This window comes from Natrinema sp. CBA1119 (genome assembly GCF_002572525.1).
Lineage (GTDB): Archaea > Halobacteriota > Halobacteria > Halobacteriales > Natrialbaceae > Natrinema.
This window is the reverse complement of sequence record NZ_PDBS01000006.1, coordinates 1-26,036: the sequence shown is the minus strand read 5'-3', so window position 1 is coordinate 26,036 and position 26,036 is coordinate 1. Positions and strand designations below refer to the sequence as shown.

At 54.7% G+C, this 26,036-nt stretch carries 16 protein-coding genes and 6 pseudogenes; 13 read left to right on the top strand and 9 right to left on the bottom strand.

The genetic code is table 11. The features are described from left to right. Nucleotides 1–57 precede the first annotated feature (57 nt). A complete protein-coding gene (locus CP556_RS21820) occupies nucleotides 58–381 on the bottom strand; it encodes a DUF6788 family protein (RefSeq protein WP_098727774.1) in 324 nt (107 codons plus the stop codon). A 77-nt stretch (nucleotides 382–458) separates the two neighbouring features. Here CP556_RS21820 and CP556_RS21815 point away from each other — a divergent pair, with 77 nt between their 5' ends. The 4 genes and pseudogenes from CP556_RS21815 (at nucleotide 459) to CP556_RS21800 (ending at nucleotide 3,435) form a co-directional block, all read left to right on the top strand. Beyond that, a complete protein-coding gene (locus CP556_RS21815; RefSeq protein ID WP_098727773.1) occupies nucleotides 459–1,436 on the top strand; it encodes an IS1595 family transposase in 978 nt (325 codons plus the stop codon). Between the two features lie 123 nt (nucleotides 1,437–1,559). Further along, nucleotides 1,560–2,537: pseudogene (locus CP556_RS21810) on the top strand (IS1595 family transposase). Nucleotides 2,538–2,602: 65 nt separating this feature from the next. Beyond that, a pseudogene (locus tag CP556_RS21805) lies at nucleotides 2,603–3,112 on the top strand (MarR family transcriptional regulator); the annotation flags it as partial. A gap of 47 nt (nucleotides 3,113–3,159) precedes the next feature. Continuing rightward, complete coding sequence (locus tag CP556_RS21800; RefSeq protein WP_098727772.1) at nucleotides 3,160–3,435, top strand: PadR family transcriptional regulator; 276 nt, start codon at nucleotides 3,160–3,162, stop codon at nucleotides 3,433–3,435. 332 nt (nucleotides 3,436–3,767) lie between these two features. On the opposite strand, the gene CP556_RS21795 is transcribed toward CP556_RS21800, so the two are convergent. The 6 genes and pseudogenes from CP556_RS21795 to CP556_RS26250 all read right to left on the bottom strand — a co-directional run bounded on the left by CP556_RS21795 (nucleotide 3,768) and on the right by CP556_RS26250 (nucleotide 14,849). Beyond that, nucleotides 3,768–6,581, bottom strand: coding sequence for a BGTF surface domain-containing protein (locus CP556_RS21795; protein ID WP_255291566.1), 2,814 nt, complete (start codon nucleotides 6,579–6,581; stop codon nucleotides 3,768–3,770). An 850-nt stretch (nucleotides 6,582–7,431) separates the two neighbouring features. Continuing rightward, the gene (locus CP556_RS21790; protein ID WP_141551741.1) at nucleotides 7,432–9,096 is read right to left on the bottom strand and encodes a hypothetical protein; all 1,665 of its coding nucleotides are present in this window, start codon (nucleotides 9,094–9,096) and stop codon (nucleotides 7,432–7,434) included. Nucleotides 9,097–9,105: 9 nt separating this feature from the next. After that, nucleotides 9,106–9,255, bottom strand: a pseudogene (locus CP556_RS27405) (hypothetical protein); the annotation flags it as partial. Continuing rightward, nucleotides 9,237–10,598, bottom strand: a pseudogene (locus CP556_RS21785) (outer membrane protein assembly factor BamB family protein); the annotation flags it as partial. The pseudogenes CP556_RS21785 and CP556_RS27405, both read right to left, overlap by 19 nt. A 263-nt stretch (nucleotides 10,599–10,861) precedes the next feature. Next, on the bottom strand, nucleotides 10,862–14,644 hold the full coding sequence (locus CP556_RS21780; RefSeq protein ID WP_098727735.1) for a beta strand repeat-containing protein: 3,783 nt from the start codon (nucleotides 14,642–14,644) through the stop codon (nucleotides 10,862–10,864). A gap of 43 nt (nucleotides 14,645–14,687) precedes the next feature. Then, nucleotides 14,688–14,849, bottom strand: a complete 162-nt coding sequence (locus CP556_RS26250) for a hypothetical protein (RefSeq protein ID WP_176548287.1) — start codon at nucleotides 14,847–14,849, stop codon at nucleotides 14,688–14,690. 424 nt (nucleotides 14,850–15,273) lie between these two features. Here CP556_RS26250 and CP556_RS21775 point away from each other — a divergent pair, with 424 nt between their 5' ends. From CP556_RS21775 to CP556_RS25575, 9 genes and pseudogenes are all read left to right on the top strand, one after another. Then, nucleotides 15,274–15,534 (top strand): homing endonuclease associated repeat-containing protein, encoded by a 261-nt coding sequence (locus CP556_RS21775; RefSeq protein WP_098727733.1) that lies wholly within the window; start codon nucleotides 15,274–15,276, stop codon nucleotides 15,532–15,534. A 43-nt stretch (nucleotides 15,535–15,577) separates the two neighbouring features. After that, nucleotides 15,578–15,781: pseudogene (locus CP556_RS27400) on the top strand (homing endonuclease associated repeat-containing protein); the annotation flags it as partial. 102 nt (nucleotides 15,782–15,883) lie between these two features. Beyond that, nucleotides 15,884–16,873, top strand: coding sequence for a homing endonuclease associated repeat-containing protein (locus tag CP556_RS26245; RefSeq protein ID WP_255291563.1), 990 nt, complete (start codon nucleotides 15,884–15,886; stop codon nucleotides 16,871–16,873). Nucleotides 16,874–17,272: 399 nt separating this feature from the next. Further along, complete coding sequence (locus tag CP556_RS21770; protein ID WP_098727732.1) at nucleotides 17,273–17,815, top strand: hypothetical protein; 543 nt, start codon at nucleotides 17,273–17,275, stop codon at nucleotides 17,813–17,815. A gap of 174 nt (nucleotides 17,816–17,989) precedes the next feature. Continuing rightward, nucleotides 17,990–18,247 (top strand): DUF8156 family protein, encoded by a 258-nt coding sequence (locus CP556_RS21765; RefSeq protein ID WP_098727731.1) that lies wholly within the window; start codon nucleotides 17,990–17,992, stop codon nucleotides 18,245–18,247. A 220-nt stretch (nucleotides 18,248–18,467) separates the two neighbouring features. After that, nucleotides 18,468–19,409: a ComEC/Rec2 family competence protein gene (locus tag CP556_RS21760; RefSeq protein WP_255291562.1), complete on the top strand. Its 942-nt coding sequence runs from the start codon at nucleotides 18,468–18,470 to the stop codon at nucleotides 19,407–19,409. 406 nt (nucleotides 19,410–19,815) lie between these two features. Then, nucleotides 19,816–20,088: a DUF3006 domain-containing protein gene (locus CP556_RS21755; RefSeq protein WP_098727730.1), complete on the top strand. Its 273-nt coding sequence runs from the start codon at nucleotides 19,816–19,818 to the stop codon at nucleotides 20,086–20,088. Between the two features lie 193 nt (nucleotides 20,089–20,281). Beyond that, nucleotides 20,282–20,524 carry a hypothetical protein gene (locus CP556_RS21750; RefSeq protein ID WP_098727729.1) on the top strand — a complete coding sequence of 81 codons (243 nt, stop codon included), beginning with the start codon at nucleotides 20,282–20,284 and terminating at the stop codon, nucleotides 20,522–20,524. Between the two features lie 175 nt (nucleotides 20,525–20,699). Continuing rightward, nucleotides 20,700–22,502: an Ig-like domain-containing protein gene (locus tag CP556_RS25575; RefSeq protein ID WP_141551738.1), complete on the top strand. Its 1,803-nt coding sequence runs from the start codon at nucleotides 20,700–20,702 to the stop codon at nucleotides 22,500–22,502. Here the strand turns inward: CP556_RS25575 and CP556_RS25570 are convergent. Beyond that, complete coding sequence (locus CP556_RS25570; RefSeq protein ID WP_141551737.1) at nucleotides 22,488–25,616, bottom strand: hypothetical protein; 3,129 nt, start codon at nucleotides 25,614–25,616, stop codon at nucleotides 22,488–22,490. The genes CP556_RS25575 and CP556_RS25570 overlap by 15 nt on opposite strands. Before the next feature lie 156 nt (nucleotides 25,617–25,772). After that, nucleotides 25,773–26,036: pseudogene (locus tag CP556_RS26240) on the bottom strand (hypothetical protein); the annotation flags it as partial.

Here is a 26,036-nt window from a genome sequence, read left to right as displayed (position 1 = left end):
AGAAGCGATTAAGCTCACTTCGAATCAGGGGGGTTGTTCACGAGAGAACCAGACTAGCTAATCGTCTGGACTGACCGGTCCTTTATACTTTGAGCGCACCTTCTCGCCTTCCCGCCACTGCCAGTAGTAGTAGCGGTTGTCGTTGATCTCCTTGATCGTGATTGTAGCCTTCGAGGGGACGTCGTCCGGACGATCCTCCGGTCGGTCCTCGATCTGTTCTTCCTCGTCCTGTTCGGCTAGTCGGGCTTCGCGTTCGCGATGTTCGGCAAGCTCCTCGGCGTACTGGGCGATATGCTTGAGCACCTCTGGTGATTGCTCATTGAGCATCTCCACGACGTCGTCGGGGATTTCTTGCGGTGGGGATGGTGGCGAGTAAGACATGGGTCACGGCGTATCGCTCTTGTGTAGAGCTACGGAAAGACCCTGTAGTTACACTGAGCCAGCCCTAATTTGGCGATATGTCTTCTGCTCAGCCGGCGTTCGGCGCGATGTTTCGAGAGCTGATTGAGCTGGGCGTCGTCGAGATTGACACGGAGCCGCTCGATGCCCGCATCGAGCGGCGACTCAAGGAATTCTGGGAGAATACGTCCTGTCCACGGTGCGGGCACACTTCCGTTCAAACGTGGCCCCATCTCGACCGCGTGTGGTGCCGTGACTGCAACTTCAAGCCGGTCTATACCTACGGAACGCCCTTTCACGAGAAGCACCTCACCTGCGGCGAGGTACTTCTTGCGTTCACGTTCTACGCCGATACATTGCTTAGTATCAACCAGATCGCGCCTTTGCTCGGGCGGGCCTACAAAACCGTTCACACAGCTATTCGGGAGGTAGAAGCCGTGATCCATCGCGGCTTCCCCGTCGTCTGGGACCTCCTCGACCAGACCATCGATGGCCCGACGCAAGTTGACGAGTCTGGCACAGTCTGTTCGGGCTACAAGGGACAAGAGCCGCCGCGAAGCAGCCGTTCTCGCGGCGGCTCGTCCCAAACTGGCCGCTCACGCTGGCGGGGCCGCCACGGTGATCAGCTGACGCTCGTCGCGGCGTGCCGCGACTCGCTTCGCGTGATCCGCGGCAAATTCGGTATCGACTTCAGCGGTGATCTTGAGCCAGTCATTCAGGAGGCTGAAGACCTCTCCCAGCCACTGGGAGAGGTCTGGACTGACGGACTCCAAGCCTACAGAGAAATGGAGCGTGACCACCGAACAGTCGTACACAAAGAGAGATACGTATCGCCCGACGGCGTCCACATTAACCAAGCTGAGTGCCTCTTTTCACTTGTTCAACCGTGGCTACGGAAGTTCCGCGGCCTGTCCAAGCAGGGCTTGGGACAGGCCGCTCATACCTTCGGCATCGTTCGGTCGCTCAACTTGGCTGGTGAATCCGTCGATTCAACCATTGATTGTATCGTTATCGGGGCTTTCCGCAGTTCTACATAAGAGCGTCTCGTGTTAACCAACACAATCCGCGAATCCATACGTTTGTTGGTTAAGAGGATGCGCTCTTGTGTAGAGCTACGGAAAGACCCTGTAGTTACACTGAGCCAGCCATAATCTGAGAGTATATCTTCTGCTCAGCCGGCGTTCGGCGCGTTGTTTCGAGAGCTGATCGAGCTGGGCGTCGTCGAGATTGACACGGAGCCGCTCGATGCGGGCATCGAGCGGCGACTCAAGGAATTCTGGGAGAATACGTCCTGTCCACGGTGCGGGCACACCTCCGTTCAAACGTGGCCGCATCTCGACCGCGTGTGGTGCCGTGACTGCAATTTCAAGCCGGTCTACACCTACGGAACGCCGTTTCACGAGAAGCACCTCGCCACTGGAGAGGTGCTTCTCGTGTTCACGCTCTACGCCGATACATTGCTCAGTATCAACCAGATCGCGCCCTTGCTCGGTCGGACCTACAAAACCGTTCACACGGCGATTCGGGAGGTGGAAGCCGCGATGGATCGCGGCTTCCCCGTCGTCTGGGGCCTCCTTGACCAGACCATCGATGGACCGACGCAAGTCGACGGATCTGGCACAGTCTGCTCGGGCTACAAAGGCTAAGAGCCGCCGCGGAACAGCCGTTCTCGCGGCGGCTCGTCCCAATCTGGCCGCTCACGCTGGCGGGGCCGCCATGGTGATCAGTTGACGCTCGTCGCGGCGTGCAGCGACTCGCTTCGCGTGATCCGCGGCCAGCTCGGTATCGACTTCGGCGGTGATCTGGAACCAGTGATTCAGGAGGTTGAAGACCTCTCCCAGCCGCTGGGAGAGGTCTGGACCGACGGACTCCAAGCCTACAGAGAAATGGAGCGTGACCACCGAACAGTCGTACACAAAGAGAGATACGTATCGCCCGACGGCGTCCACATTAACCAGGCTGAGTGCCTCTTTTCGCTTGTTCAACCGTGGCTACGGAAGTTCCGCGGCCTGTTCCAAGCCCTGCTTGGACAGGCCGCTCACACCTTCGGTATCGTTCGCTCACTCACTCTGGCTGGCGAATCTGTCGAGTCAGCCATTGATTGTCTCGTTATCGGGGCATTCCACAGCTTTACATAAGAGCGAGAGGATGGAGACGGCTCCCGTGCCTGCTGACTGTAACATTACTCGAAATATGTGACACTGTGCTCCGGCGTATCAAACTCGAGGTCCTCGCCACGGTCGACCGCGGCGACACGATCTCCGAGCTGGCGGCGAAGCTCGACCACAGCAAGAGCTCCCTCTCCCGTGCCGTCGCCGACCTCGTCGAGAAGGGGCTCGTCTACACGGAACGCGACGGCCGCCGAAAATGGGTCGTCCCGTCGGATGCTCGTGCCGTCGAACTCTACAAGGACCTCGTCCGTCAGCACTCCCATATCGACTTCCACGAGCTGCTTACCGGCAAGGCACTCGAGGTGCTGTACTACATCGACCAGCCACGGACGGTCTCCGAGATTGCCGACCGGAGCGACAACTACCGTAACACGGTTAACCGAGTCCTCAAGCGGTTTCGCGACTGTGGTCTCGTCGGCACAGACAACGGCCGCTATGACTTCAACGCCGACTTCAACCGCCTCCACGAGTTCACGTGCGAACTCGCACACCATCTTCATCGCCGACGGCTCGAAGCCGTCGCCCCGAAGAGCACGATTATGGGATAGCGGAGCTATTATTGGATAAGGATCCTAACAGAACAAATATCATGTACGATTTAACCGGGTTCCAGCGAGACCTGCTGTACGCGATTACCGGGTTCGACGAGCCTCACGGCCTCGCGATCAAAGACGAACTGGAGAACTACTACGAGAAAGAGATTCATCACGGCCGACTGTATCCCAACCTGGATACCCTTGTCGACAAAGGTCTGGTCGATAAGAGTGAAAAGGACCAGCGAACGAACATCTACAACGTCACCAGTCGAGGCCGACGAGAGATTGAGGCCCGGCGAGAGTGGGAAGGTCAATACGTTGACCTCTGATCAACCACCTGATCAGCGAATTCCGTGATGGTCGCGAAAAGCCTGTCTTCTAACTGCAGTGCTAAATTTTTAAAGAGGTAAGCAAAGTAGACATTAATATCTTGATCTGTCGTAGCTCTGTTCGTTCGTCGTAATTGAGGTCACTATGACTGATCTTGGTCCGAGGTTTCTCAACAAGCTGATCGTATAATTTCGTCATATAGGTATAGGAACTATGGCAGGAAGCTTTTCTGCTTTCCGCTGTTGATGGTAGAGCTAACGCTGGTAGGTATGGTTTCTTATAAAAGAAAACCGTGGAGATTGGGGCCGGCGGAAGCCGGTAGTTCTACAGCTTAGTTCTGACGGCGGAGTGCCAGCATGGCAGCGCCGAGGAGTGCGACGAGAGCGACGCCGACACCGAAGCCGGGCGTGCCATCGTCACTGCCGTCGGAACCATCGGAGCCGTCGGATCCGTCACTACCGTCGGAGCCGTCGTCACCGTCGGAGCCGTCGGAACCGTCGGAGCCGTCAGATCCGTCACTACCGTCGGAACCGTCGGAGCCGTCACTACCGTCGGAGCCGTCGCCCTTCGTGACGGTCAGCGTACCGGAGTCGCTGGCGTCGTCGCCAGCGTGGGTCTCCCAGCTGATGTCGCCTTCGGAGCTGGTGTTGAAGTCTGCACTGGCGTCGTACGTGCTGCCAGCTTCAACAGTGACCTCTTCCTGGTGGACGGTCTCGCCGTCGATGTCGATGTGGAAGTCGACAGTACCAGCGGCGTCGCCGTCGTTCGTGACGGTCACGTCGAGCGTGGCGTCTTCACCAACCTGGACCTCAGAGGGTGCGTCACCTTCGACGGTGATGTTAGGTTGGGATGCAGCGACGATTACAGCGCCGGTGTTGTCGACGTTGTTCTGGTTAGCCTGGTCGCGGACGCGGAGGTCGAATTCATCGCCAGCCACACGTTCGGAGAGGTTCACAGTCTGCGAGACCGTGTTGTCCTCACCGACTTCAGCCGTTTCGAAGCTGATCTCGGTGTCGTGGCGCAGGCGGAACTGCACGTCAGTACCGGGCGCGATGTTGGTCTCTGCGGTCAGTTCCGCGTTCTCGGAGTGCGAAACCTGCAGGATTTCGTCGCCATCTTCGTTTTCAGCGAAGTCACCGACGATCTCCATGGAGCGCTCCTCGACGGAGAACTCGCCGGAGACCAGTTCTTCGCTCTCTTCGTCAGCGACGTATGGGTTGTCTTCCGTAACCTCGAACATGGACTCCCAGGTCTCGCCAGCCTCGAGTTCGTCGAGGTTGCTCTCGTCGATCAGGACGTAGAACCGGTCGTTCTCGAGGTCAGAGACGAACGTCAGGTCGTCGCTGTTCTGGATCTGGTAGGTGTCAGTTCCACCGTAGCGCGCGGACTCGGTGTCACTGATGCTGAAGTGGACGCCGTTGGCGCCGAAGTCACTGTCATCCTGGATGGAGCCTTCGAGGCCACTGGCTTCCACCTGGGCGATGAGCAGATCTTCCTGAGCAACAGTGCTGCGCTCGGTGGCAGCGTCGAGGCGCTCAGACATGTCCTCGTACTCAGCGTCGCCAGGTGCGATCCAGTGGGTCAGGCCACTGGTACTCCGCTCGTTGAGCGCAACGAACGCAATGTCAATCGCTTCAGCGTCACTACTATCGAACGGGTTCTCATCGTAGAGCTCCAGTTCGAAGTCGCCACTTGCGATACGGTTCTCGGAGTAGTCGAAGCCGGCCGGCAGTTCTTCGTCTTCAACCGTCACCGTCGCGTTGTCGGAACTCGCAACAACTGCGTTGTCGGAGTTACCAGCTTCGTAGGTGTTGAACTCGATAGTGAGCGAGTCACCGTCAAGTGCTTCGTGATCAATGTCGGAGACCGAGAGGTTGAGTCCGTACGGATCCTCAACGCCCTCTTCCTCGAGAGTCATCCAGAAGTTGTCGTGACCTTGGACATCAGTGGAGATCTCGACAATGTCACCCTGATCGTCCTCGAAGGTGTCCTGACTGAATTCGAGCGTGCGATCAACGTCAGTGACGCTCATGGATGCACTGTCCGAGGCCGTCGTGTCGGAGACCTCAACAGTGAACGTGTAGTTGCCCGCATTAACATCGGAGAAGTTAGCTTCGATCTCGTCGTCCTCGGAGACGTCCTCGACGCGGACAACATCGTCATCCTCGTCGTGGACACTCGCATCCTCGAAGATGGACGCGAGCTCGTCAGCATCGAGATCGTTTTCGGTACTGATCAAGAGGTCAACTGTGTCGCCACGGTTGTCGTCCTCGAAGACGAGGTTCGCGGTCGATCCAGTGTTGACTTCGTCACTGTCGAATGCAAACCCGACATCCTGCTCGGTCACTTCGAACGGTCCGTAGTTCGTCCCGTCCGGACCGCGGATGAGGTAGTCGCCATCGAAGCCGGAGGTGTCAACATGGACGACACCGCTGTCGTCTGCGTTGATATTCTCCTGGTGACTGCTGCTTTCCCTGTCACCTTCCCGGAGCTGAACCTGGTCGCCAGCGTTGAAGCCTTCAATAGCGATTTGCTGACCAGCGAAGTAGATTTGGCCATCGAGGTTACTGCGGTCAACCGTGGCGTCGGCGTCGGTGTTGCCGTCGTCACCGTTGTTGCCGTCGTCACCGTTGTTGCCGTCGTCACCATTGTTGCCGTCGTCACCGTTGTTGTCGTCGGAAACGACCGTAATGGTGTCAGTACCCAGCTGGGCGTCGCTCGCGTTAGCGGAACTGATGGTGTACTCTTCACCAACGGTAGCGTTTTCCGAGATGGTCACCTCGTAGACGAGGGTCACTTCGGAGACGCTGCCCCAGTCAGCGAACAGTTCAGTGTTCGCGTTGTTAACGCCATCAAAGTCTGGGGACGGGTTCGTTGCGGAGCTGTTGATCGAGGCTGCACTGACAGCCGGACCGAACTTCTCAGCGACGAAGAGGCTCTGTTCTTGGTCTAACTGTACATCAACCGTCACTGTCGTGGATTCACCAGGTGCGAGTTCGGTGTCCTCGACAGTGCGGTCAGCGCTACTAACTTGCGCTGCCGCGCCGCCCGCAAACGCTGCGGACATGGCGACAACGGAAAGTACCATAAGCGCGGCCAGGAACACGGCACGTCCCTTTTCGCGATATGATGGGTTTCCTGTCATAGTTATCTTGATCTCTTGGTAACCATTCTTTTCCCGCCGTGACATCACGGCGGTACTCAGTCTGGTTAGGGTGGGTAGGGGTAATCGACTCTTACGGGGAGTGTTATATATGCTTTGTGGTGACAGTGGAGTGGGAAGAATAGTTAGGACAAGGGGCTTTCCAACGATATGGTTAATATCTGTAAATCTCTGGTGAAAATCCCCAGATAGTTATGCAAACAGCACCCATCTCTCCTCTACGCGCACGCGCCGGTGTTCCAAAGACAAATTGGAGACAGTCTTGTCAGCTCCGTCTTTGCCTCTTCTGAGAAAACGGAGACAGATACAGAAGCAGTATATACTTATTACTCATGTCAATTCACATTTTATCTCTGTTCCTCACGTCGTTCCAGCGGAGTATCGACGACTTTGAGGGGCACACCCCTTAAGGATACCAGAAATGCCGGATAATAGATCTGCAGATGAGCCAGTCATAGTCTTCGGCAGTAGTAATGGTGTGCGGTTTTCCGCAATGGAGTGGATGTCCACTGACAAGCCCACGGCTAAAGCCGTGGGTAGCTGACTATGAAGAGTGTTCTGTGTGTGCCACCACAAACCAGTGAACTACGCCTCTGTTGGGAAGGCCCTGAAATAGGACGTTCCACGCTGTAGTGATCTCGAGAGTGCGCTCTTCGACGGTGAACTCCTGCGAGGCCGTCTCCGCGTTGTCATTGCAAGTGTACATCGCCTCGCCGATCCACAGACGAGTACATAGCTCCGGCATGTAGTGCGCGTCAAAAAATGAGTCCGCAACCGCAAGCGGAGGCTAAATGGGGCCGATCCGCAATAGATCGGTAGTTAGTGTAGCAGACTAGCTGATAGGTTCTTCAGTGCGCCAGGCGTCGATAATCTTTTGTAACAGGTCTGTTTGAGCGTTGTCTCGCCGCCAATCGCTGATCGCGTCACGGAGCCCTCCAGTCTCGACAATGCCCTCGTCATTCGCGTACTCCGCAAGGGGGTTAGTGTCTGTAGTAGCTATTTGCAAGACCTGCGTTTGACTGAGCTCGGTGTTCCCGTCGTCAAGCGTCAGCGTAATTGGATACTGTCCGGCCTCCGACGGTTGCCAGTCGACAGTCTCTCCACGAGCATCGGTCTCACCGTCTCCGTCAAGGTCCCAATTTCCAATCACATTTGCGGTGGTGTAACTGAGTCCCTCAGCATGGAGTTGACCATCCACATAGGTGAACGCGACCTTGGGGAGATCGCCGCGGCGGGTCGCGGGATCGTTCGGGCCTCCCGACATCCATCGGTCGTAGAAACTGTCGAATGATTCGCCAGTGGCTTCCTTGAATTCTGTTCGCATATCTGTTCCCTGTGAGTTGCGCATCATCTCGAGGAACGTTTGCCGACCATACTCCGCGAAGTAGGCATCGACGAACGCAGCGCTCTGCATATATTTGTCACGCTCCCATGACCAGTCCAGGAACTCCTCTTTCGGGGGCTTGTTCTCGATCGTCTCAGCTGTCAGACTCGACTCGAACTCCGCATGTCCTTCGATGAGGAAGTTCCAGTCATCTCGATTCTCAGCATCTAAATAGCTCTGACCAATGTGGGCAATCTCGTGGCGTGCGGTTTCCTCGAGACGGTACGTCGAGAAGGCGCTCCTCTCGTGGGCTTCCATATCTAAATAGATCTCGTTTGGATAGCTCGCATACCCGTTTAATCCCTCCTTCCTGTCATCGAGTCGGTCTGGATCCGCTGCAGTGAACACGATTGTCTCGGGAAGTCCGTCCTGTCGCTGCTCGATCTGTCGATAGACGTCTCGCAGGTCATTCTCCACGAGATCGCTTTGCAAGCGGGCGAAAGAGGCACGTGCCTGCCGTGTATCTGCACCTGGTTCGAACGAATACTCGAACATTTTGTCGGACTCCCGCAACTCAACCGCGGTGAGTTCAACCGTTCGGTTGACTGGCTCATCGACCGAGTCAACATCGTATGCGATCGTCATCTCAATTCGCCCAGCCTCAGTTGCAGTCATCTCCGCTGGTATCGTCCCTGTTGCGGTTGCTGGTCCAACAACCGAGAGGTTATGAACGGAAATATCCCCAGATAGCTGACTTGTATCCGGTCGTATCTGGAATGATTCGTTCAGAAGTACTGTTTCGTCATAATGGAGATTCGATGTAGCTGTTCCATCGATAGACGTGTTCAGATCGAGCGCAATAGGTTCGATCCGAACGGACTCCGTCGTCACTTGCCCCGCTTCGTCTCGAACCTCGAGAGTAACAGTGACGGGATCACCTCCCAAAGGAACTGTACACTCCATTTCCTCACAGCGATGAAGCGAATCCCCGTTTTTAGACCACTTGTAGGTGAGTGTCCCCGTTCCAGTACTGTTTGCGGCAGAGAGATCGACATCCGTGTAGGGCTGTGGGTGCCTGTTTTCCACGGACAGATCGACGTTCAACGGTTCGATGACACGAACGCTCCGTTCGAACCGCCTCGCTCCACCGTCAGTCTCGACGGTAACCGTCACGTTGAACCTACCAGACGTGTCGAACTGATGATCGACAACGGCACCACGAGCGTCGGTCGTTCCATTTTCGTCGAAGTCCCACCTGTAGTTCGTCCCAGTGATCCTACTTGCGTTGAAGCGGGCCGGTGTTCCGACTTGTGGATTCTCGGGCTCGACCAGGATTTCCTCAGATGGAGTTGTTGTCCCTGTGAATGCGACCGCAGTGCCACGATACTCGTCACTGATATCTCCCCAAGCACAACGATTGTTCCGTTCGAGGCAGCCATGCCTGCACTGAGCGCATCGATGTTCGAGGTCGAGACCGACGTGGACCACTGCTCGTCACCTGAAGACGACGACAGTGCACGAAGCTGAGTTCCGTCAACCGTGAGTACCTGCTCACCAACGACGACGGATGTTGTTCCTTCGTTCGTCCATCTGGTCGCAGTCGTTTCACGATCGATGGCAACGATTCCATTAGAATCGGTCGTGAAGATCGTCTCTTCGGTGACTGCTATCGGTGCCCCCGACTCGACGGAGCGGCTGTCAGTGACAGATCGAGTCGAGATATTAAACGCTACCAGCTGTGGCGATTCCCGGAGGTAGTCTTTCTCAAGGCGAACATAGAGCGTCCCGTCCGCGAGTACTGGATCACTGATGCTGCCAGTTGACTCTACGGAATCACTGACAGTCTGCCACTTGACGTTCCCAGTATCGCGGTCCAGCGCAGTAATACAGAGGAATTTTCGCTCGCTATCGGAGACGGAACACGAACCGGCAACGTAGACGGACCCATTTCCGACAGCCGGTGCATTCGTTTCGCCAGTCTGCTCATCGATATTGGGGAGTGGCGTGTTCCAGTGAGAAGTCCCATTAGTCGGATCAAGCGCGTGCACGCTCCCTCGATCTCCGAGTCGCGTATATACGACCCCCTCGTGAGAAGTAATTCCATATCCCGTAAACCGTGAGTGGTCCTTCTGCCACTCTCGAGTCCCAGTTTTGAGATCAACGCCATAGAGCGCATCGTTCTCACCGATTATGACCGTCTCTCCGTCGGTCGCAATATCATAGGTAAACTTCTGTTCGGTATTGACACCGAACGACCATCGTTGATCACCTGTTGTAAGGTTAACTGCAGTGAGTGATCCGTGTTCTGTGTCCGAACTTGACCACTCTGTTCCAAATAGAACCGTGTCTTCGACAATAATCGGATCAGTCAGCCGCTCCGTGTCGTTCTCAACTAGGTCAAATGACCATGCTCTATCAGGCGCCTCCGCAGGCGGCGTTCCGTCGCTGACACGACTATTCCGTTCATCGTATCCCGTGTTAGGCCACGCCGCTGGATCGTCGACTATCTGTGTGTCTATCGCTGTCGCATTGGTTGCAGGTACAGCAGCTCCGGCTGCGGCAGTGCCAAGAAGAACTATCGTTAGTAATCCGATGAAAAGGCCAATACGAACCCCTCGGAAACATGGTTGTCGCTGTTTTCTGGCCTGCGTACTCGACTCGCTGATTCCGTCCATGGATATACTACATAGGCTATCAGTTGTGATAATAAATATTTCTGCATATTATTCCATAAGTAGAGGGAAGATCTCGGTCTTTCGAGCAACACCGTGACGCTTGGCCTACTCGGCTGGGAGAGCGCGGTGTCCAACTGATGTGAGAGAACTGTCTATGCGATACCCGACGCTATCGCTCTGGAGCGTAGCGCACGTCGAAAAAATGGAACCGCAACTGCAATCGGATAGGGACTGATCCGCGGTGGAGCAGTAGTTAGGTGTGATTACGAGTCGACGGATTCACCGCTACGCCAGGCATCGATGACGTCGCTCAGCAGACCGAGACCGATCTCACTGCTGCGCCAGTCGTCGATGGCGGTGCTGAGACCCGAGAGCTCGACGACGCCGTTCTCGTTGGCGTAGTCGGAGACAGTCGGTTCGTCACTCGCGGCCTCTTCGACGGTGATCTCCGTCGGTTCGAGGTCGTTGACCGAGACGTTGTAGGAGCCGGCCTCCTCGGGCAGGTAGATCTCCTGGACGATTTCCGTGGAGTTACCCGCATCGACGGAGACGGTCGTGTTGGTGTACTCGTCGCCAGCCGCGTGGAAGTACACTGTCGTCTCGCCGCTGAGGTCGCCGGTGTTCTCAACAGTGGCGGTCACGTTGAGCGTCTCGCCGACCGTAATGTTCTCTTTGTCAACGTCGTAGCTGACGTCAAACGATGCAGGTGCCTGCACCGTGATCTCAGTCGCGTTGAGGTCGTTGATCGAGACGTTGTGCGAGCCAGCACTGTCGAAGCTCGTGGTGAACTCGACGGTGGTGCTGTTGTTCGCGTCAACGTCAACAGACTGGTTCTCAACTTCCGTGCCGTCCGCGTTGAACGTCACGTCAGCCGAGCCAGCTGCGTCGCCTGCGTTGGTGACCGTCGCCGTGACAGTCACGTTCTCGCCGACTTCGACGGTCTCACTGTCGACGTCGTAGTCAACGGAGATGTCAGGCTGTGCGGCGGGTTCAGCCGTGATTGTCGCCTGACCCATGTTCGTGCCGGCGAGCGTTGCGTTCACCGTGATGTCACCAGCTTCGCTAGCGTTCACCGTGAACTGTGCAGTGCCGTTCGCGTCCGTGGTCTGGTCGGCAACGTCGACGCCGGCACCAGTCACGTTCAGCGTGGCACCTTCAACGGCACTCCCGTTGTTCTCGTAGGTGACCGTGGTGTTGACCGTGGTCTCCTCGCCGACCGTCACCGAATCAACGTCAGTCGAGACGGTGAGTGTCGGGTCTTCGATCGTGAGGGTTGCACTGCCCTTCTTGAGGTTGGTAACAGCGTCGATGGTCGACGTGCCAGCACTGTCAGCGGAGACGGTGACGCTTGCGACGCCATCGCCGTTCGTGTCAGCGCTTGCACTGTTGACCGTCGTGTTGCTGTTACTGTTATCGTCGAAGTTGACCGTGATGTCCGGGACCGTAATGACCGTCCCGTCGGACTGCTTGATCGTGGCGTCCGCCTGGACGGTATCGCCACGGATGACCGACGATTCGTTGAGCTCAAGCGAGACCTGACCGATGTTGTCGTAGATGGTCACCGTGCCAGAGTCACTACTCGAGCCATATTCGACTTCCATCGTCACGTCTTCCGCGGCCGGATCTGTGAAGCTGACATACGCAGTACCATTATCTGCCAGCTTCAAGTTGCCAGTACTGGCGTCGATACTTTCACCGGTTGCCGTCCCATCGGCTAACTGACCGGTACTGTTGACCCAGTTATCCACGGCGAAGTTTTCTGCATCAGGACTGCTAATCGTGAATGACGTGTCAACGGAACTGCTGACAGGGTTACCTTGTGCGTCCAGCGCCTGAACTTTCAGGACTGCGGTCTGCTTGTCATTCGTCGCAGTTCCTTTGATCGCATCCTCGACATTGGTGACAGTGATGTCAGCAACGGGACCCGACTGGGAAGTATACGTGATGTTCACGCCCGTGGACGTACCAGCGATCGTGGCGTTGACCACGTAGTCACCAGTTTTGTCACCAGCCGTGAAGTTGAAGTCGGCAGTGCCGTCAGAAGCCGTGGTGACAGTGCTCGTGTTGAGCGACGCACCACTCGATCCTTCAGGCGTCGAGACGATCTCAAGGTTCATGTCTCCAGCGCCGAAGTTGGCGCCGGTGTCATCCTGAAGACGCACCTGCCCGGTGATCGTGTTTGTGACCTGCGGCTTGGTCGCACTGACATCGTTGCCGTTGGTGAAGTCATCACCATCAGAGACATCCGGGTCAGCCGCGATCTGGGTCGGTGAGACCTCGTTGACGACGACGACATTATTCGAGAGGACGGTCGTGACCTCCGAATCACTGGTGTTCGTCGTCACCGCGAGCGTGGTGTTCGTCGCGTCCGCCGTGACGTTGACACCGATGTTCTGGAAGACAACGGCTTCTCCAGAACTGTCGAAGTTCTTGACTTCTACGGTGACGTTCTGTTCGTTGATGACCGCAGGGTTAACCTGTGTTGCAGTGTCATCAAAGCCAAGAGTCAGAGTATTACTATCACTTTGGTCGAACGTCACTCCAGAACCGTCTGCAATGCTGATAGTGATATTAGTGTTATCGGCAATATCACTGTCAGTCGCCGATGCGACGGTAATATCCTTCAGAGCGTTCTGGTCTTCACCGTCGTTGTCCACGTCAACGGTATCACCGTTGTAGGTATAGTCAGGACGCTGAAGGGTGATGAACGTCCCAGTGTCTTCACTCGTGATTACAGCGCCATTCGGTGAAGACTGTGTCTGAGCACTGACCTTGACATCAGTGCCGTCAGCAGGCTGGTTCGTGACGTTCAGCGAGAAGCCACTGAACACAACATTGTCAGTGGCTTCAAAGTCACCAGAGACGTTCACAGTCAGGTTGTTTTCGTTAACGACTGCTGGTGCATTCTTGCTTTCAGCAGTCTCCCCATTCGGTCCAGTCACATTGTTAACCGTAGCAGTGACTGTACCGGAGGTATCGAACGTGACGTCACTGTCATTCAGCATCACAGTCACATTCGTCCCATCACCGATGTCACCATTTGCAGACGAGGTGACCGTGATCGTATCACCAGTAGCCTGACCCTCCTGTCCAACCGCAAGGTCGAACGAAGACCCAAGGCTAACACCTGGTTTTGTGACCGCGATCTGATTGCCAGTAGTCGAGGTGAGTGATCCTCCAGTATCACTGGCAGGGGTTGCTTCCACGGTCAGCGCGGAATCACTGGCATCGGCAGTCAGGTTGACGGCCAAGCCATCTAGATCCACCGAGTCACCGGCCGCAAAGTCACTCGTGACCGGCACGACGATTTTCTCTTCCGAGATCGTCGCTGCCGACTCATTCACGTTATCATTATTGTCCGTAATCGTCGATGCAACATCGACACTCGTATCGAGCGTAACTCCGTTCGATTGATTCGCGTAGATGATCAGGTCCGTCTGGTTACCGATCTGACCATCGACGGTTGCGGTACTGACCGTGACAGTTCCAATATTATTCCCGGTCGATGCCGCTCCGAAGCTCCCGCTGGGGCCAGAGATAGATGCCTGATGGGTGGTGATCGTTAGTGATTGAGAATTAACCCCCACGCGGGTGTCAACCTTGAAGGATGATCCGGCGTCCTGACTCACATCCATATAGAGCTGTCCGAAGCTGATAGAATCAGCACTAGTGGAACTGAACCCACTATAGTCGAACTTGATCGTCTGGGAGTCGGTAAACCGGACATTGCTGAGCGACCCGCTGCTGGTCTGCCGTACTGTCAAGTCAGACTGAGTCTGATTGAATGTTACTCCGTCCGGAACGGTGATTTCACCGGAGCCAGATCCTCCGAAATCATCAGTAGTTTCGGAAATGGTGAACGATGTTGTACTCGTCCCTAGAGATTGGGCTTCGGCACCCAACACCACATCCTGATTGCCTGAGCTGACATTTGTCGCTGCGGCCGCACTGCCTGCGAACGCGGTGGTCATCGCGACGACCGAGATGACCATCATGGTCGCGAGAAGTACTGCGCGCAACTTCTCTGTCGTATTATCGCCTGTCATTGATTGTTAATATAGGGTTGTGTGTTACTCATTAGTCGATACATCATGGCTCCTCTTCGTCGAAGTACTCCCGGAGGATCTGCTCGAGTTCCTCCGAGACCCGCCTGTCTTCGCGGATGGCCTGCGACCGGACACGTCGCCAAATCTTATCGTCAATCTTGATCGTCGTACGGGTGATATTGTCCCCGTCATCTGACTCCGTCATTTCAGCGCTCATGGATTTGACAACCACCAGTCGGCATTGGGTACCCGCATCATGTCGGGCAGGTGTCGTGCAGTGTACTTGCGAAGCTATACTTCCGCCACAGTTGTCTGGTCATTTTCGTTTACCTTCTGCCTCAGATAACTCTACTACACTACTGGAACTTAATTGTTGTTGCATACTACCCCACTAGACCATTAGCAGTAAAGAACAGTCTTTAACTAGATCATACCACCCGACGGAGCGGGGGTGATACGCGTGCGTACAACTAGAAATAGTCTCTGTACTGAGTATGTGTACCCAATTCCTAATGACGCAAATATCATTTCACGGGTATGCGAACGGAGGAATCTCGGAGAAATTGATCAACTTGGGGCTTGGTGGCCCACAGAAACACCTTTCTTGTGAGATTTCAAATGGGGCGACAATGGGTACACGAACAGACGATGAGTATCTCAGCGAACTCCAGCGGCTTGCCGACGAACATGGCGAGCCAGTGACGCGCGAAGACATCAAAGAGCACGGGCAGTACAGTCCAACGCCGTACCATCGGGAGTTCGACTCACTCTTCGAGGCGCGCAAGGAGGCGGGCCTTGAGCGCGGGCTGGACCGACACGAAGCACGGATCGAGACCGACACGAAGCACGGATCGAGACCGAGGCATTGCTGGCCGATCTTCGCGATGTGAGTGAGCAGGTCGATGGCGCACCCTCACAGACGGATGTCACCGAATACGGTTCATATTCCGCGCCGACATATCGGGATCGCTTCGGATCCTGGGACCTGCCCTTGAAGCGGCCGGACTCGACGATGAGCAAGACGTACAGCAGGACCCAGACCGTGAGGACCTACTGGCCGACCTTCGACGGCTTGCCGACGACCATGGCGAGCCAGTCGCTGCGAGCGATATCATCAACCATGGCAAATATCATACGAACCACTATTACTCGCTCTTCGACTCACTAGCAGATGCGCGCGAGGCGGCCGGGCTCGAGCGTGGCCCCGAGGCCGGCACACCCGAGATCGAGACCGAGGAGTTGCTCGCCGAACTCCAGCAGCTTGGTGATGAGGTTGGTCAACCACCATCGATGTCAGATATGATCGACCACGGCCAGCACTCGCCGTCGACATATCAGGCTCGGTTTGACTCCTGGTACGATGCGCTCGAGGCTGCTGGCTTCGATTGTGACCGACCATCTGCGCCAGTGACCCGTGACCAATTACTCGCCGACCTCCAACGACTCGCCGACGAACATGGCGAGCCGGTAACCACATCGGTTATCGACACACACGGCCAATATAGCATCTCGACATATTTCCGGACCTTCGAGTCACTCGCAACAGCCCGTGAGGCGGCAGGACTCGACTCTGGTCAGGAACGTGCAACCGGCGATATCGATACAGAGACGCTCCTGGCTGAATTCGAGCGGGTCGCCGACACGGTTGATGGTCGTCCCACGATCGCCGACATCACCGAACATGGGCAGTACTCGGCGTCACCCTACCGAGATCGGTTTGGATCGTGGACAGCGGCGCTCGAGGCCGCCGGCTATGACCCTGCTTCTGTGTCCGAAGGGCCGACAACACGCGACGAGCTGTTAGCCGATCTCCAGCGGTTGGCGGACGAGCATGGGAAGCCTGTTCGAACGACGGATATTCGCGAACATGGAAACCATAGCACGACAACTATTATCGCCACTTTGACTCGTTGTCGGAAGCCTTCGAACTCGCTGGCGTGGAAGAATAGACACACGGAGTTACTCCCTCATCATCGCGTCTTTCGCCTTCTGGATCTGCTTGTGCTCGGCGAGTTTGGGATCGGCCTGCTCTTAGTGGACGCTGAACTCGGTCAGTGCGACGGCGATCAGGAGATCCTCCTGTCGATTGGTGAGAGACATCACCGGCGTTGCCACGGCTCCGTATATAAACTCTCGCGTCACAGAAACGCCGGCCAGAGGCCAGCGTTGAGCCCCCATCCCCTGGAGGTGATCTGTCGCCAGGGGAGGGACCGAGACCGATGTGCGTGACAATTGGCTTCACGTCGAAACGTGATTCGATCTCGAATAGCGAGGGACCGTCTGTCTCGGGTCGGGCGGATCTTGTCAGGCAACGACTGAATCCTCTCCCCCGCCGTCTGTCCCTTGTGAGTATATTGTTATCAATTTATTGGCTTGTTGATGCTGTCACAAATAGTTAATGATCATCACCACAAACAATAGGACGCCTCCACTCCCCCTCTCCTCCACCCCATCCGGAGGCAGACTCCATCCCCATTCCGTTTTCATGGCGATATCGGAAGAATCGGAACCGGCTCGATGATGGCTATTCAGCGAGGCTCTCCCCACTCCTATGCACGAAATCGGATAATCGGAACTTTCGGAAACCGCCCTCGAACAGTTAACCATCGAGACAATCCAGTTGGAGGTATGGGTACAAACAGAGACGTCGCATCGTCGATAGACCAAATTCCCAACCTACCGTCCCTCGAGAATGGCATCACGCTCCTGGAGTCATCGTCTCCCGGCGCGTTTCACGCACTCGCCGTCGACCATCTCCTCCTCGAATGGCCAGGAACTGCGTGGTGGATCGATACGTTCGGCCACGCACAGACAAAGCCACTCGCAGATGTTGCACCGAGCCGCCGCGTTCTCAAGAAGATCCAGACCGCCCGTGCATTCACTGCCTACCAGCACCACACGCTATGTTCGAGGCTGCTCGAGGATCCTGACTACGGGACACTCGCAACCGTCGACCGGGACGACGTCGGCCTGATCGTGGCGCCGGCGGTGGACGGCCTCTACCGCGACGACGATCTCGGTGAAGACGAGTCCGAGCGGATGGTCGTGTCGGCGCTCGCCCGGCTGGCAGCTGCGGCTCGTCGATATGAGTGTCCGGTTCTGGTTTCGAAGGCCCGGGATGATGAGTTCGCGGCGCCGATCGACAACCTCGTCGACGAGCGGATCGAGTGACTGGAGACCGATGAGGGGGCGCGGTTTATCGGAAAGGAGTTCGAGTCATTGGTCTACCCGGTCGGGAATGGAATGCTCCAAACCACGCTCACCTTCTGGAAGCAGATCCTCGAAGTACGTGAGCCGGCGTATCCGACGCCGATCACCGGGGACTCGATTCAGGAGGTGGCATAGATGGGGAAGACGAACCCCACCTATCGTGACCAGTTGCGTCACCTCGAGGAGGACTGGCAGCCGTTCCGGCGGGCACTGCGGGTGCAGTATCGCGACGGGTTTGATCAGCTATTCGACGACACGCGACAGTTTGCGGATGCCGCCGGGATCCAAAACGAGATGACAGTAATGGAGCCGTTTCTCATCTCCGTGTTGTTAGCACAGGAGTGTCGGATCCAAGAACTCGAAGCGCGTCTCGAAGTAGCTGGGGAGCCGTAGACCGGGAGATGTCGATCTGGAGTGTGCCAGCGGCCTCGCGTGTCTCAGTGTCGTGCTCGAGGAGCGATCGGCGGCGGTGTTCATTGTGGAATCTAGTACCGGGACGAGAACCTTCAACAACCAATAGCCTTGATATGATGTCCTGAATGGAGAGTTACGATCAATTACAGTTCAGCGTGGGAGTAGACGACAGCGCCAGCAGGCCACGATAGTCGTCTTAGTGGTACTCCTTGGATCCATCTGCGGACCTGGTGTTGTTGCGGCGGAGAGCACGAACGCAACGGAACTGGCAGTAGACGATTACGCTGACACAGAAACCAATACCGTCGAAACAGACGGGCTGCGTGATGCGATTGGCGATTGGCGAAATGGGGAAATCGATACCGGTTTGCTACGCGAGGTAATCTCCTATTGGCGAAGCGGTGAGCCAGTTGGCTCCGACGGCGACCTTGAAATCCACCATATCGACGTTGGGCAAGCCGATTCGACGCTGGTAGTCGCCCCCTCCGGTGAGACGATGCTCATCGATTCGGGCTATTGGCGACAAGACGGCTCGGGTGTCATCGCGTACCTCGAGGAGCAAGGTATCACGCGGATCGACCATCTGGTCACGACACATGCACATGCCGATCACATTGGCGGACACGCGGAAGTGATCAACCACTTCGAAACGAACGGCGACGGCGTCGGTGCCGTATATGATCCAGGTGTCCCGGCTACCTCACAGACGTACGAGGACTATCTCACCGCGATCGACGAACACAACGTTGACCTGTATGAGGTTGCCGAGGGCGATTCGATCGCGTTCGGGGATGCTACCGTTCAATTCCTCAACCCGCCTGAGAACAAGTCCAATGACGACCTCAACGATAACAGTCTCGCGTTCACCATCGAGTATGGCGAGACAACCTATTTGACGACTGGTGATGCAGAGGCGGCCGTTGAAGAACGGATGGTTGCAAAATGGGGTGACCAACTAGATGCCGACATCTACCAGGCGGGCCATCACGGCTCGTCCACCAGCTCGACGCAGCCGTTCATAGATATCGTTGATCCGAAGACCGCAGTGATCTCGAGTGGCTACGATAGTCAGTATGACCACCCGCATGACGAGGTACTCCAACGGTTTGGTGAGATGGCTTTGGTGAGATGGCTTTGGTGAGATGGCTTTGGTGAGATGGCTTTGGTGAATCGCCATACTGCGTTATGTTGAGTGGTTTTAGCGGACCTGTGACGGAACCCAATCACACTGCTATCACAGTTCCCGACGGAATAGTGACCAAATTGTCCCAGAGTATCGCCTCAAGTTGCCGGGTCTGATTTCCGGAAGTCGACGCCGCCTAGTGATTCACCAGAGCCGGTGAGATGGGCATTGGGACATACTGGACCGGCGTCCATAGTGATGTTGTCGTGATGACTGATGGCACCAATATAACCGTTGAGTCCGCTGAGACGTTCTCGACCAATCCAGCCGACCTGATCGATGCCAAGCCCACAGCCACACAGGGGAGTTCGCCTACCATCGATCCTGCCACAATTGATGGGGCTGCAGCGCCAGTCGTAGGATGATGGACGGCACGTTTACCGGCGTCGTGGACCGGGTCGTCGACGGCGACACGGCAGTCATCCTCCTCGAGGATGAGGGCGGTGTCGTTGAGCAGTTGGATGTCGATATCGAGACGTTGCCAGAAGAGGGGCAGCACGAGGGGGCGCTCTTCACCGTTCGCCTCGAAGGTGGTGGGCTTGCCGATCTCGAGTATCAGCCAGAACGCGAACAGAAACGCCGTGCCCGACTTGAGGCGAAGTTCGACCGTCTCTCAAAGCGGTTGGATGAAGAGTGAGCTATTAACGGCCTTGGCGGGCCCGACGTTGTGCTTGAGGAGGTGATCGGCGTGTGAAAACACTCGAGACGAGTCGCCTGTACCTCACGGAACGCTTTTATTTACAACTCCACAACAATTGGTATGACCACCTATCTCACCGAATGACGGCACGGGACTTGCCAGCGGTCTTCCAGCAAAGTTCCTGTATCGGGTGTACAAGAACGTAAATAAAGGAGAACTCAGCATTGGTGGGATAGGTATCGAAAACCTCCTCGATCTAACACAGCAGGTTATAGACTATGTGGGCCGCGCAGGACAGGCTCTTCTAATGGGTGTGGCGATTGCGATCTATCGTGCCTTCCCTGAGGGGGCCCTTAAACTCAAGGCAGTCTTGAAGCCTGAACTAGCGACAATAGCAGCCAAGCCCCTGCCAGCCGAGACAGAGATCGAGTAAGCGTTTGTTCCCGTGTAGACATTCGGAGTTACTCCTCGAGCATCGCTTCATTCGCCTTCTGGATCCGGACGTACTCCTCCCGGTCGGGATCGTCACCGAGTATAAACACTGCTTTAGATGTGAAAATAGTGTAGTAAGATAAAACTAATATGATTTTAGCTTCTCTGTTTCAAATATGAGGAAACTGATTATCATATCGATAGCAGTTGTAGTGCTGCTATCGATCAGTGTAGCACCCACAGTGGCACAGACAGATGACTGGCCTGACGACAGTCACAAGGAGACGACCAGTGGTTCACACACAGGGTTGATTACCTCCAATGATGACAGCGATCAGTTTCAGGTTCCAGTTTCATCAAATAGTGTAATCGATCTCAGCCTGTCAAAAGAAGCGGGTCAAGAGGTCTATGCGGATATTAGTTATCCGGGTGGAAGCAGCTACCTCCGGAACGATGGTGGGACTGGAGAATCAACTCAAGTAACTATCGAGGAAGACGGGTTCGTCTATGTTGATGTCGAAGGACAACCCGGTACTAGCGAGGACTTCTCCTGGGGAGTCTCAGTAAATGATACAGGTGTCCGTGATCAATGGAATGACGAGGCAGATAATCAGGTTGGCCTCGGGTCACACACAGGAGAGATCAACTCTAACGATGATCTGGACACGTTCCAAGTGCCAGTCTCAGCCAATAGCGTGATTGATCTGAGTCTGTCAAAACAGATCGGTCAAGAAGTCTATGCGGATATTAGTTATCCGGGTGGAAGCAGTTATCTCCGGAACGATGGTGGGACAGGAGACTCAGACCAGGTAACCGTCGAAGAGGATGGATTTGTCTATGTTGATGTTGAAGGGGAACCTGGTACTAGCGATGACTTCTCATGGGAAGTCTCGGTAAACGATACAGGTGCCCGTGATCAGTGGAATGACGAGGCAGATAATCAGGTTGGCCTCGGGTCACACACAGGAGAGATCAACTCTAACGATGATCTGGACACGTTCCAGGTGCCAGTCTCAGCCAATAGCGTGATTGATCTAAGTCTGTCAAAACAGATCGGTCAAGAAGTCTATGCGGATATTAGTTATCCGGGTGGAAGTAGTTATCTCCGGAACGATGGTGGGACAGGAGACTCAGACCAGGTAACCGTCGAAGAAGATGGATTTGTCTATGTTGATGTTGAAGGGGAACCTGGTGCTAGCGATGACTTCTCATGGGAAGTCTTGGTAAACGATACAGGTGTCCGTGATCAGTGGAACGACGAGGCAGATAATCAGGTTAGTCTCGGGTCACACACAGGAGAGATCAACTCCAACGATGACTTGGACGCGTTCCAAATTCCCGTTTCAGGCAGTACAGAACTAGATATTGGCCTGTCGAAAAATAGTGGCCAAGACGTACACGCAGACATCAGATATCCGGGCGGAAGTAGCTACCTCAGCAATGAGGAGGGATCTAGTGACTCGACACAGGTGACCGTCGAAGAAGACGGCTTTGTCTATGTTGATATTGAAGGTGAGTCCGGTACTGGCGAGGACTTCCCATGGACGGTCACTGTCAGAGAAGCAGGCAGTGGTCCAAGTGCTAATGATGTCTCAGTCTTAGCAAGTGAAGGGACGCCAGTGACGGGAACGTTCGATGCACGCGATCCGAATGGTGACTCGCTATCATATGCTGTAACAAGTGGCCCAAACCACGGGACGGTCTCGACAAATGGTGACTCATTCACCTACACGCCCGAATCAGGCTATTCTGGGACAGACTCCTTCACGTATGAGGTGAGTGATGGTAATGGTGGTACTGCCACTGCGACGGTTACGATCAACGTCACAGAAAATAGCAGTGAGTACGAGAATGAGGAAGGAATCGTTGACACTCCTGGGCTTCAAGCAGGAATTGACGACTGGCGGGCAGGAACGGTATCAACCACCAAGTTGAGAGCGGTTATTGGGGCTTGGCGAACCGGTTCAGGGATCAATTAGCTCTACCGGTTCGCCAGTGCGCCAGTGGTCGATGACATTGCGCAGCAGGTTGATTGAGGTATCGTCAGTACGCCAATCGTCGATGGCGCTTCGAAGACCATCCATGTTGACCACACCGTTCTCGTTGGCGTAATCAGCAACACTTGGTCCATCGTCAATTACGTTGATCGCCGTTGAAGCGGAATCATTAGCGCTGCGGACGACAATCTCGTACTTTCCTAGGTCTACGCCACCGGTGGTGTGAGTCAATGTGAATGTTGTATGGGATCCACCGGCCAATGTCACATTCTCTTCAACGGTAACAACGCTACCATTGAATAGCAACTTGATATCCTGGATGTCTTCGAGATCGCCGGTGTTAGTGACGGTTGTTGTCACATTGAGAGCGTCTCCAGTAGTGACGGGACTGGTAGTGTCAACGACTGTCACATCGAAGGCTGCTGGCGTCGGCGACTCAGTCACGTTAATCGTCGTAGAAGTTGAATCATTCGCGCTGCGAATTTCAACATCGTACTTTCCTGGATCTATGTCACTAGTATCGTAGGTGAACGTGAGCGTTGTGTTAGCTCCATCAGCCAGCGTCACATTCTTTTCGATAGTGTCGATACTACCATTGAATAAGAATTCAATATCCTGGACGCCTTGAAGATCGCCAGTGTTAGTGACGGTTGCCGTCACATCAAGGGAGTTACCGGCAGTGACTGGGCTGATGGTATCGTCGACTGTCACGTTGAAGGTTGCTGGCGTCGGCGGTTCGGTCACGTTGATCGTCGTTGAAGCTGAATCGTTTATACTGCGAACTTCAACATCGTACTTTCCTGGGTCTATGTCACTAGTATCGTAGTTGAACGTGAGCGTTGTGTTGGCTCCACCGGCCAACGTCACGTCCTCCTCAACGGTAACGACGCTACCATTAACCAGCAACTTAATATCTTTGACACCCTGAAGATCGCCGGTGTTAGTGACGGTTACCGTCATATCAAGGGAGTTACCGGCAATGACGGGACTGGTAGTATCGTCGATTGTCACGTCGAAGGATGCTGGCGTCGACGGCTCGGTCACGTTGATCGTCGTTGAAGCTGAACCGTTTGCACTGTGGACAACAACCTCCTGCTTGCCGATATCATTCTCTTCTGTTTCATATGTGAGAGTTACTTTTTCACTCTCGCCACTAGCGAGTGAGGCTGTCTGCGTATCAACATTCGTTTTACTACCGACATCAAGTGCGATACTCTTCTTTCCAGGGGCATCGCCGATATTACCGACTTCTGCCGTAATCTCAACTGTTTCACCGGCTACGACCGGAGAATTTGTCTCCGCGATCGAGACATCGAAAGTAGCCGGAGTAACGGGAATTCCATATCGAGAATACGTTTGACGAAGTTCCTCCCGGTTACCATGTTCCCACTGAGCCCAGAAGTCATACATATCCTGTGCGTTGTTATCCATCACGGTGTTGAAAACCGTATTATAGGATTTTTCTAGTGATTCGTCCTCAGCATGGCCAGTATCAACTATGTCAAACCAGATACTTGCATAACTCCCCTCAACGCTATTCCCATCCATATCGCCAGTATCACCACCGGGTCCATAACAGGGAGGGGAAGCATCTACGTTGTACCAGTGGTTCGTTTCGATATTCATTCCCCGATGGCGAAGTGTCTGGGGATTATCGTCGACAGCCGCTGGCATAAACTCAGCCCACCCTTCCCGAAGCGCATATCCGGGGTCGGTTTCGCTATAGGGAACATGGCAGTTATACGTGCCAGTATCCGGGAAATTATCCCGATCCCAATCGTAGCCAGCTATCATTACTGCGTGTGCGTATTCGTGGAGGACCGTCCTTCTATCCCATGAAGCGACAGTCTTCTCCGGGAGTCGAATTGCCTCTGTACCTTTGGCTATTTCACCCGTCAAAAGAGAGTAACGGTAGGAAAGATGCGGCCAGTCTCCGTTCGGCCACTCAATACGAACAGGAGAGCGTTCCCATCCGTCGGTGTTTTCGTGGATGTATCGCCGTTCATCAAGCGTATGATCAATTGCTTCCCAAACTGAATTGTTCTCAACTGGGTGGACTACGCCGTAGTTTATCTTACTCCCAGTGCTTACATTGTTTGTTGTATTAGTAAATGTCGAGTACTGATCCCTATTGGCAGTTGTTCCATATGCAGCAGGGTTTTCTGCAGTGACTTTCACGTAGATATCTGCATTTGAAGAGACATCTTGGGCCGGGTCGAACTCAAATGAGAAGTTCCCTTGATCATCCGTCGTTGTTGATGCGACCAATTCATCAGTACTGGTGTCATTATCATATAGTTCGACAGTCACCTGTCGCATAGGATGTAGCTGGCCGTTTGCTAAGTACTTTGACTGGCCGATGACGGATGAGTTCTCAGACGATTGTCCTGAGGCGGTAGAATAGATGGTACTGCTTGTAGTTGCCGTAGCAAGAGACGACGTCGCTGCTTGCTCTGAAAGGGTACCCGATGTAGTTGCAGTATTCACGGTATGTTCATCGGCAAGATTGAACTTCACTATAGCGGTGCGTGTGAACTGGCTGTTGTATGCCGTTCCCGTTACTATATATGGAATTTGGTACTTGATTTCTTTCGTCGGAGTGATCGTGGTTGTAATCTCCCTTGTATCACCGGAGGACATTTCACCAAATGTGCGATGATGCTCATCTGCATTGATATAGATATGGTCACTCATTTTGGCCGACACATTCTCCAAGGGTCTGAGTGCCTGGATTGTTACTGTTACCTTTGTAGATTCTCCGACAGAAGGAGTCTCGTTAAATTTAAACGATGACTCAATCAGTCGTTCTTTTCTAGGTGAGTTATGTGATGCGTATTGGCGGGTGTAATCTCCGTTTCGAGCCTTTTCCTCCTTACTCCCAATAGTGTTGTCTGCTTGGCGGGTATGTGTTTCAAGACCTCCCTCATCAGTTCCCGATAGAGTAGTATCCGATGATGCATCAGGGACTACTCCTGCAAGAGACCCAGCACTAACTAGACTAATTGCTGCAATGAGGACTACCAGTCCCCCTATCCGTCTACTCAGGCTTTTCTTTGCCCTTTTCTCTTTTGAACTACTTTCTTCTTTTTGGGACACATTATCCTACGTGTATCTCTATCCTTTAATACATATCTGCCGCCAATGTAGTCCCACTTCCGACCTCGTTGTCCTGAGTGTGATCTACTTCGTTGAGCGTGGTTCCTAACCGGAAACGTTTGACAGCATTCCGTCGGCGATGTAATGAGAGTTGAACTACCCACGACTAAAGTCGTGGGATTCAGCGTGGACTCCCGTTCTGGCCTCTGATGAGGCAGGAGAATAGCTTCCCGCAGACTCTTTCAGCCGCCCGACCGCGACCTCGACGCCGTTGCCGTCGCCGCGTTCGCAGGCCTGCTCGAGGTCCTTGATCGCTCGCTTGAGTTCCTGCCGGTTGGGTGCCCGCTCGAGTTGTTCGCGAGCGCCTTGGAGTTCGTTCTTGTAGTACTCGACATCCTTACGGGCGTCCGCGAGGTCCAA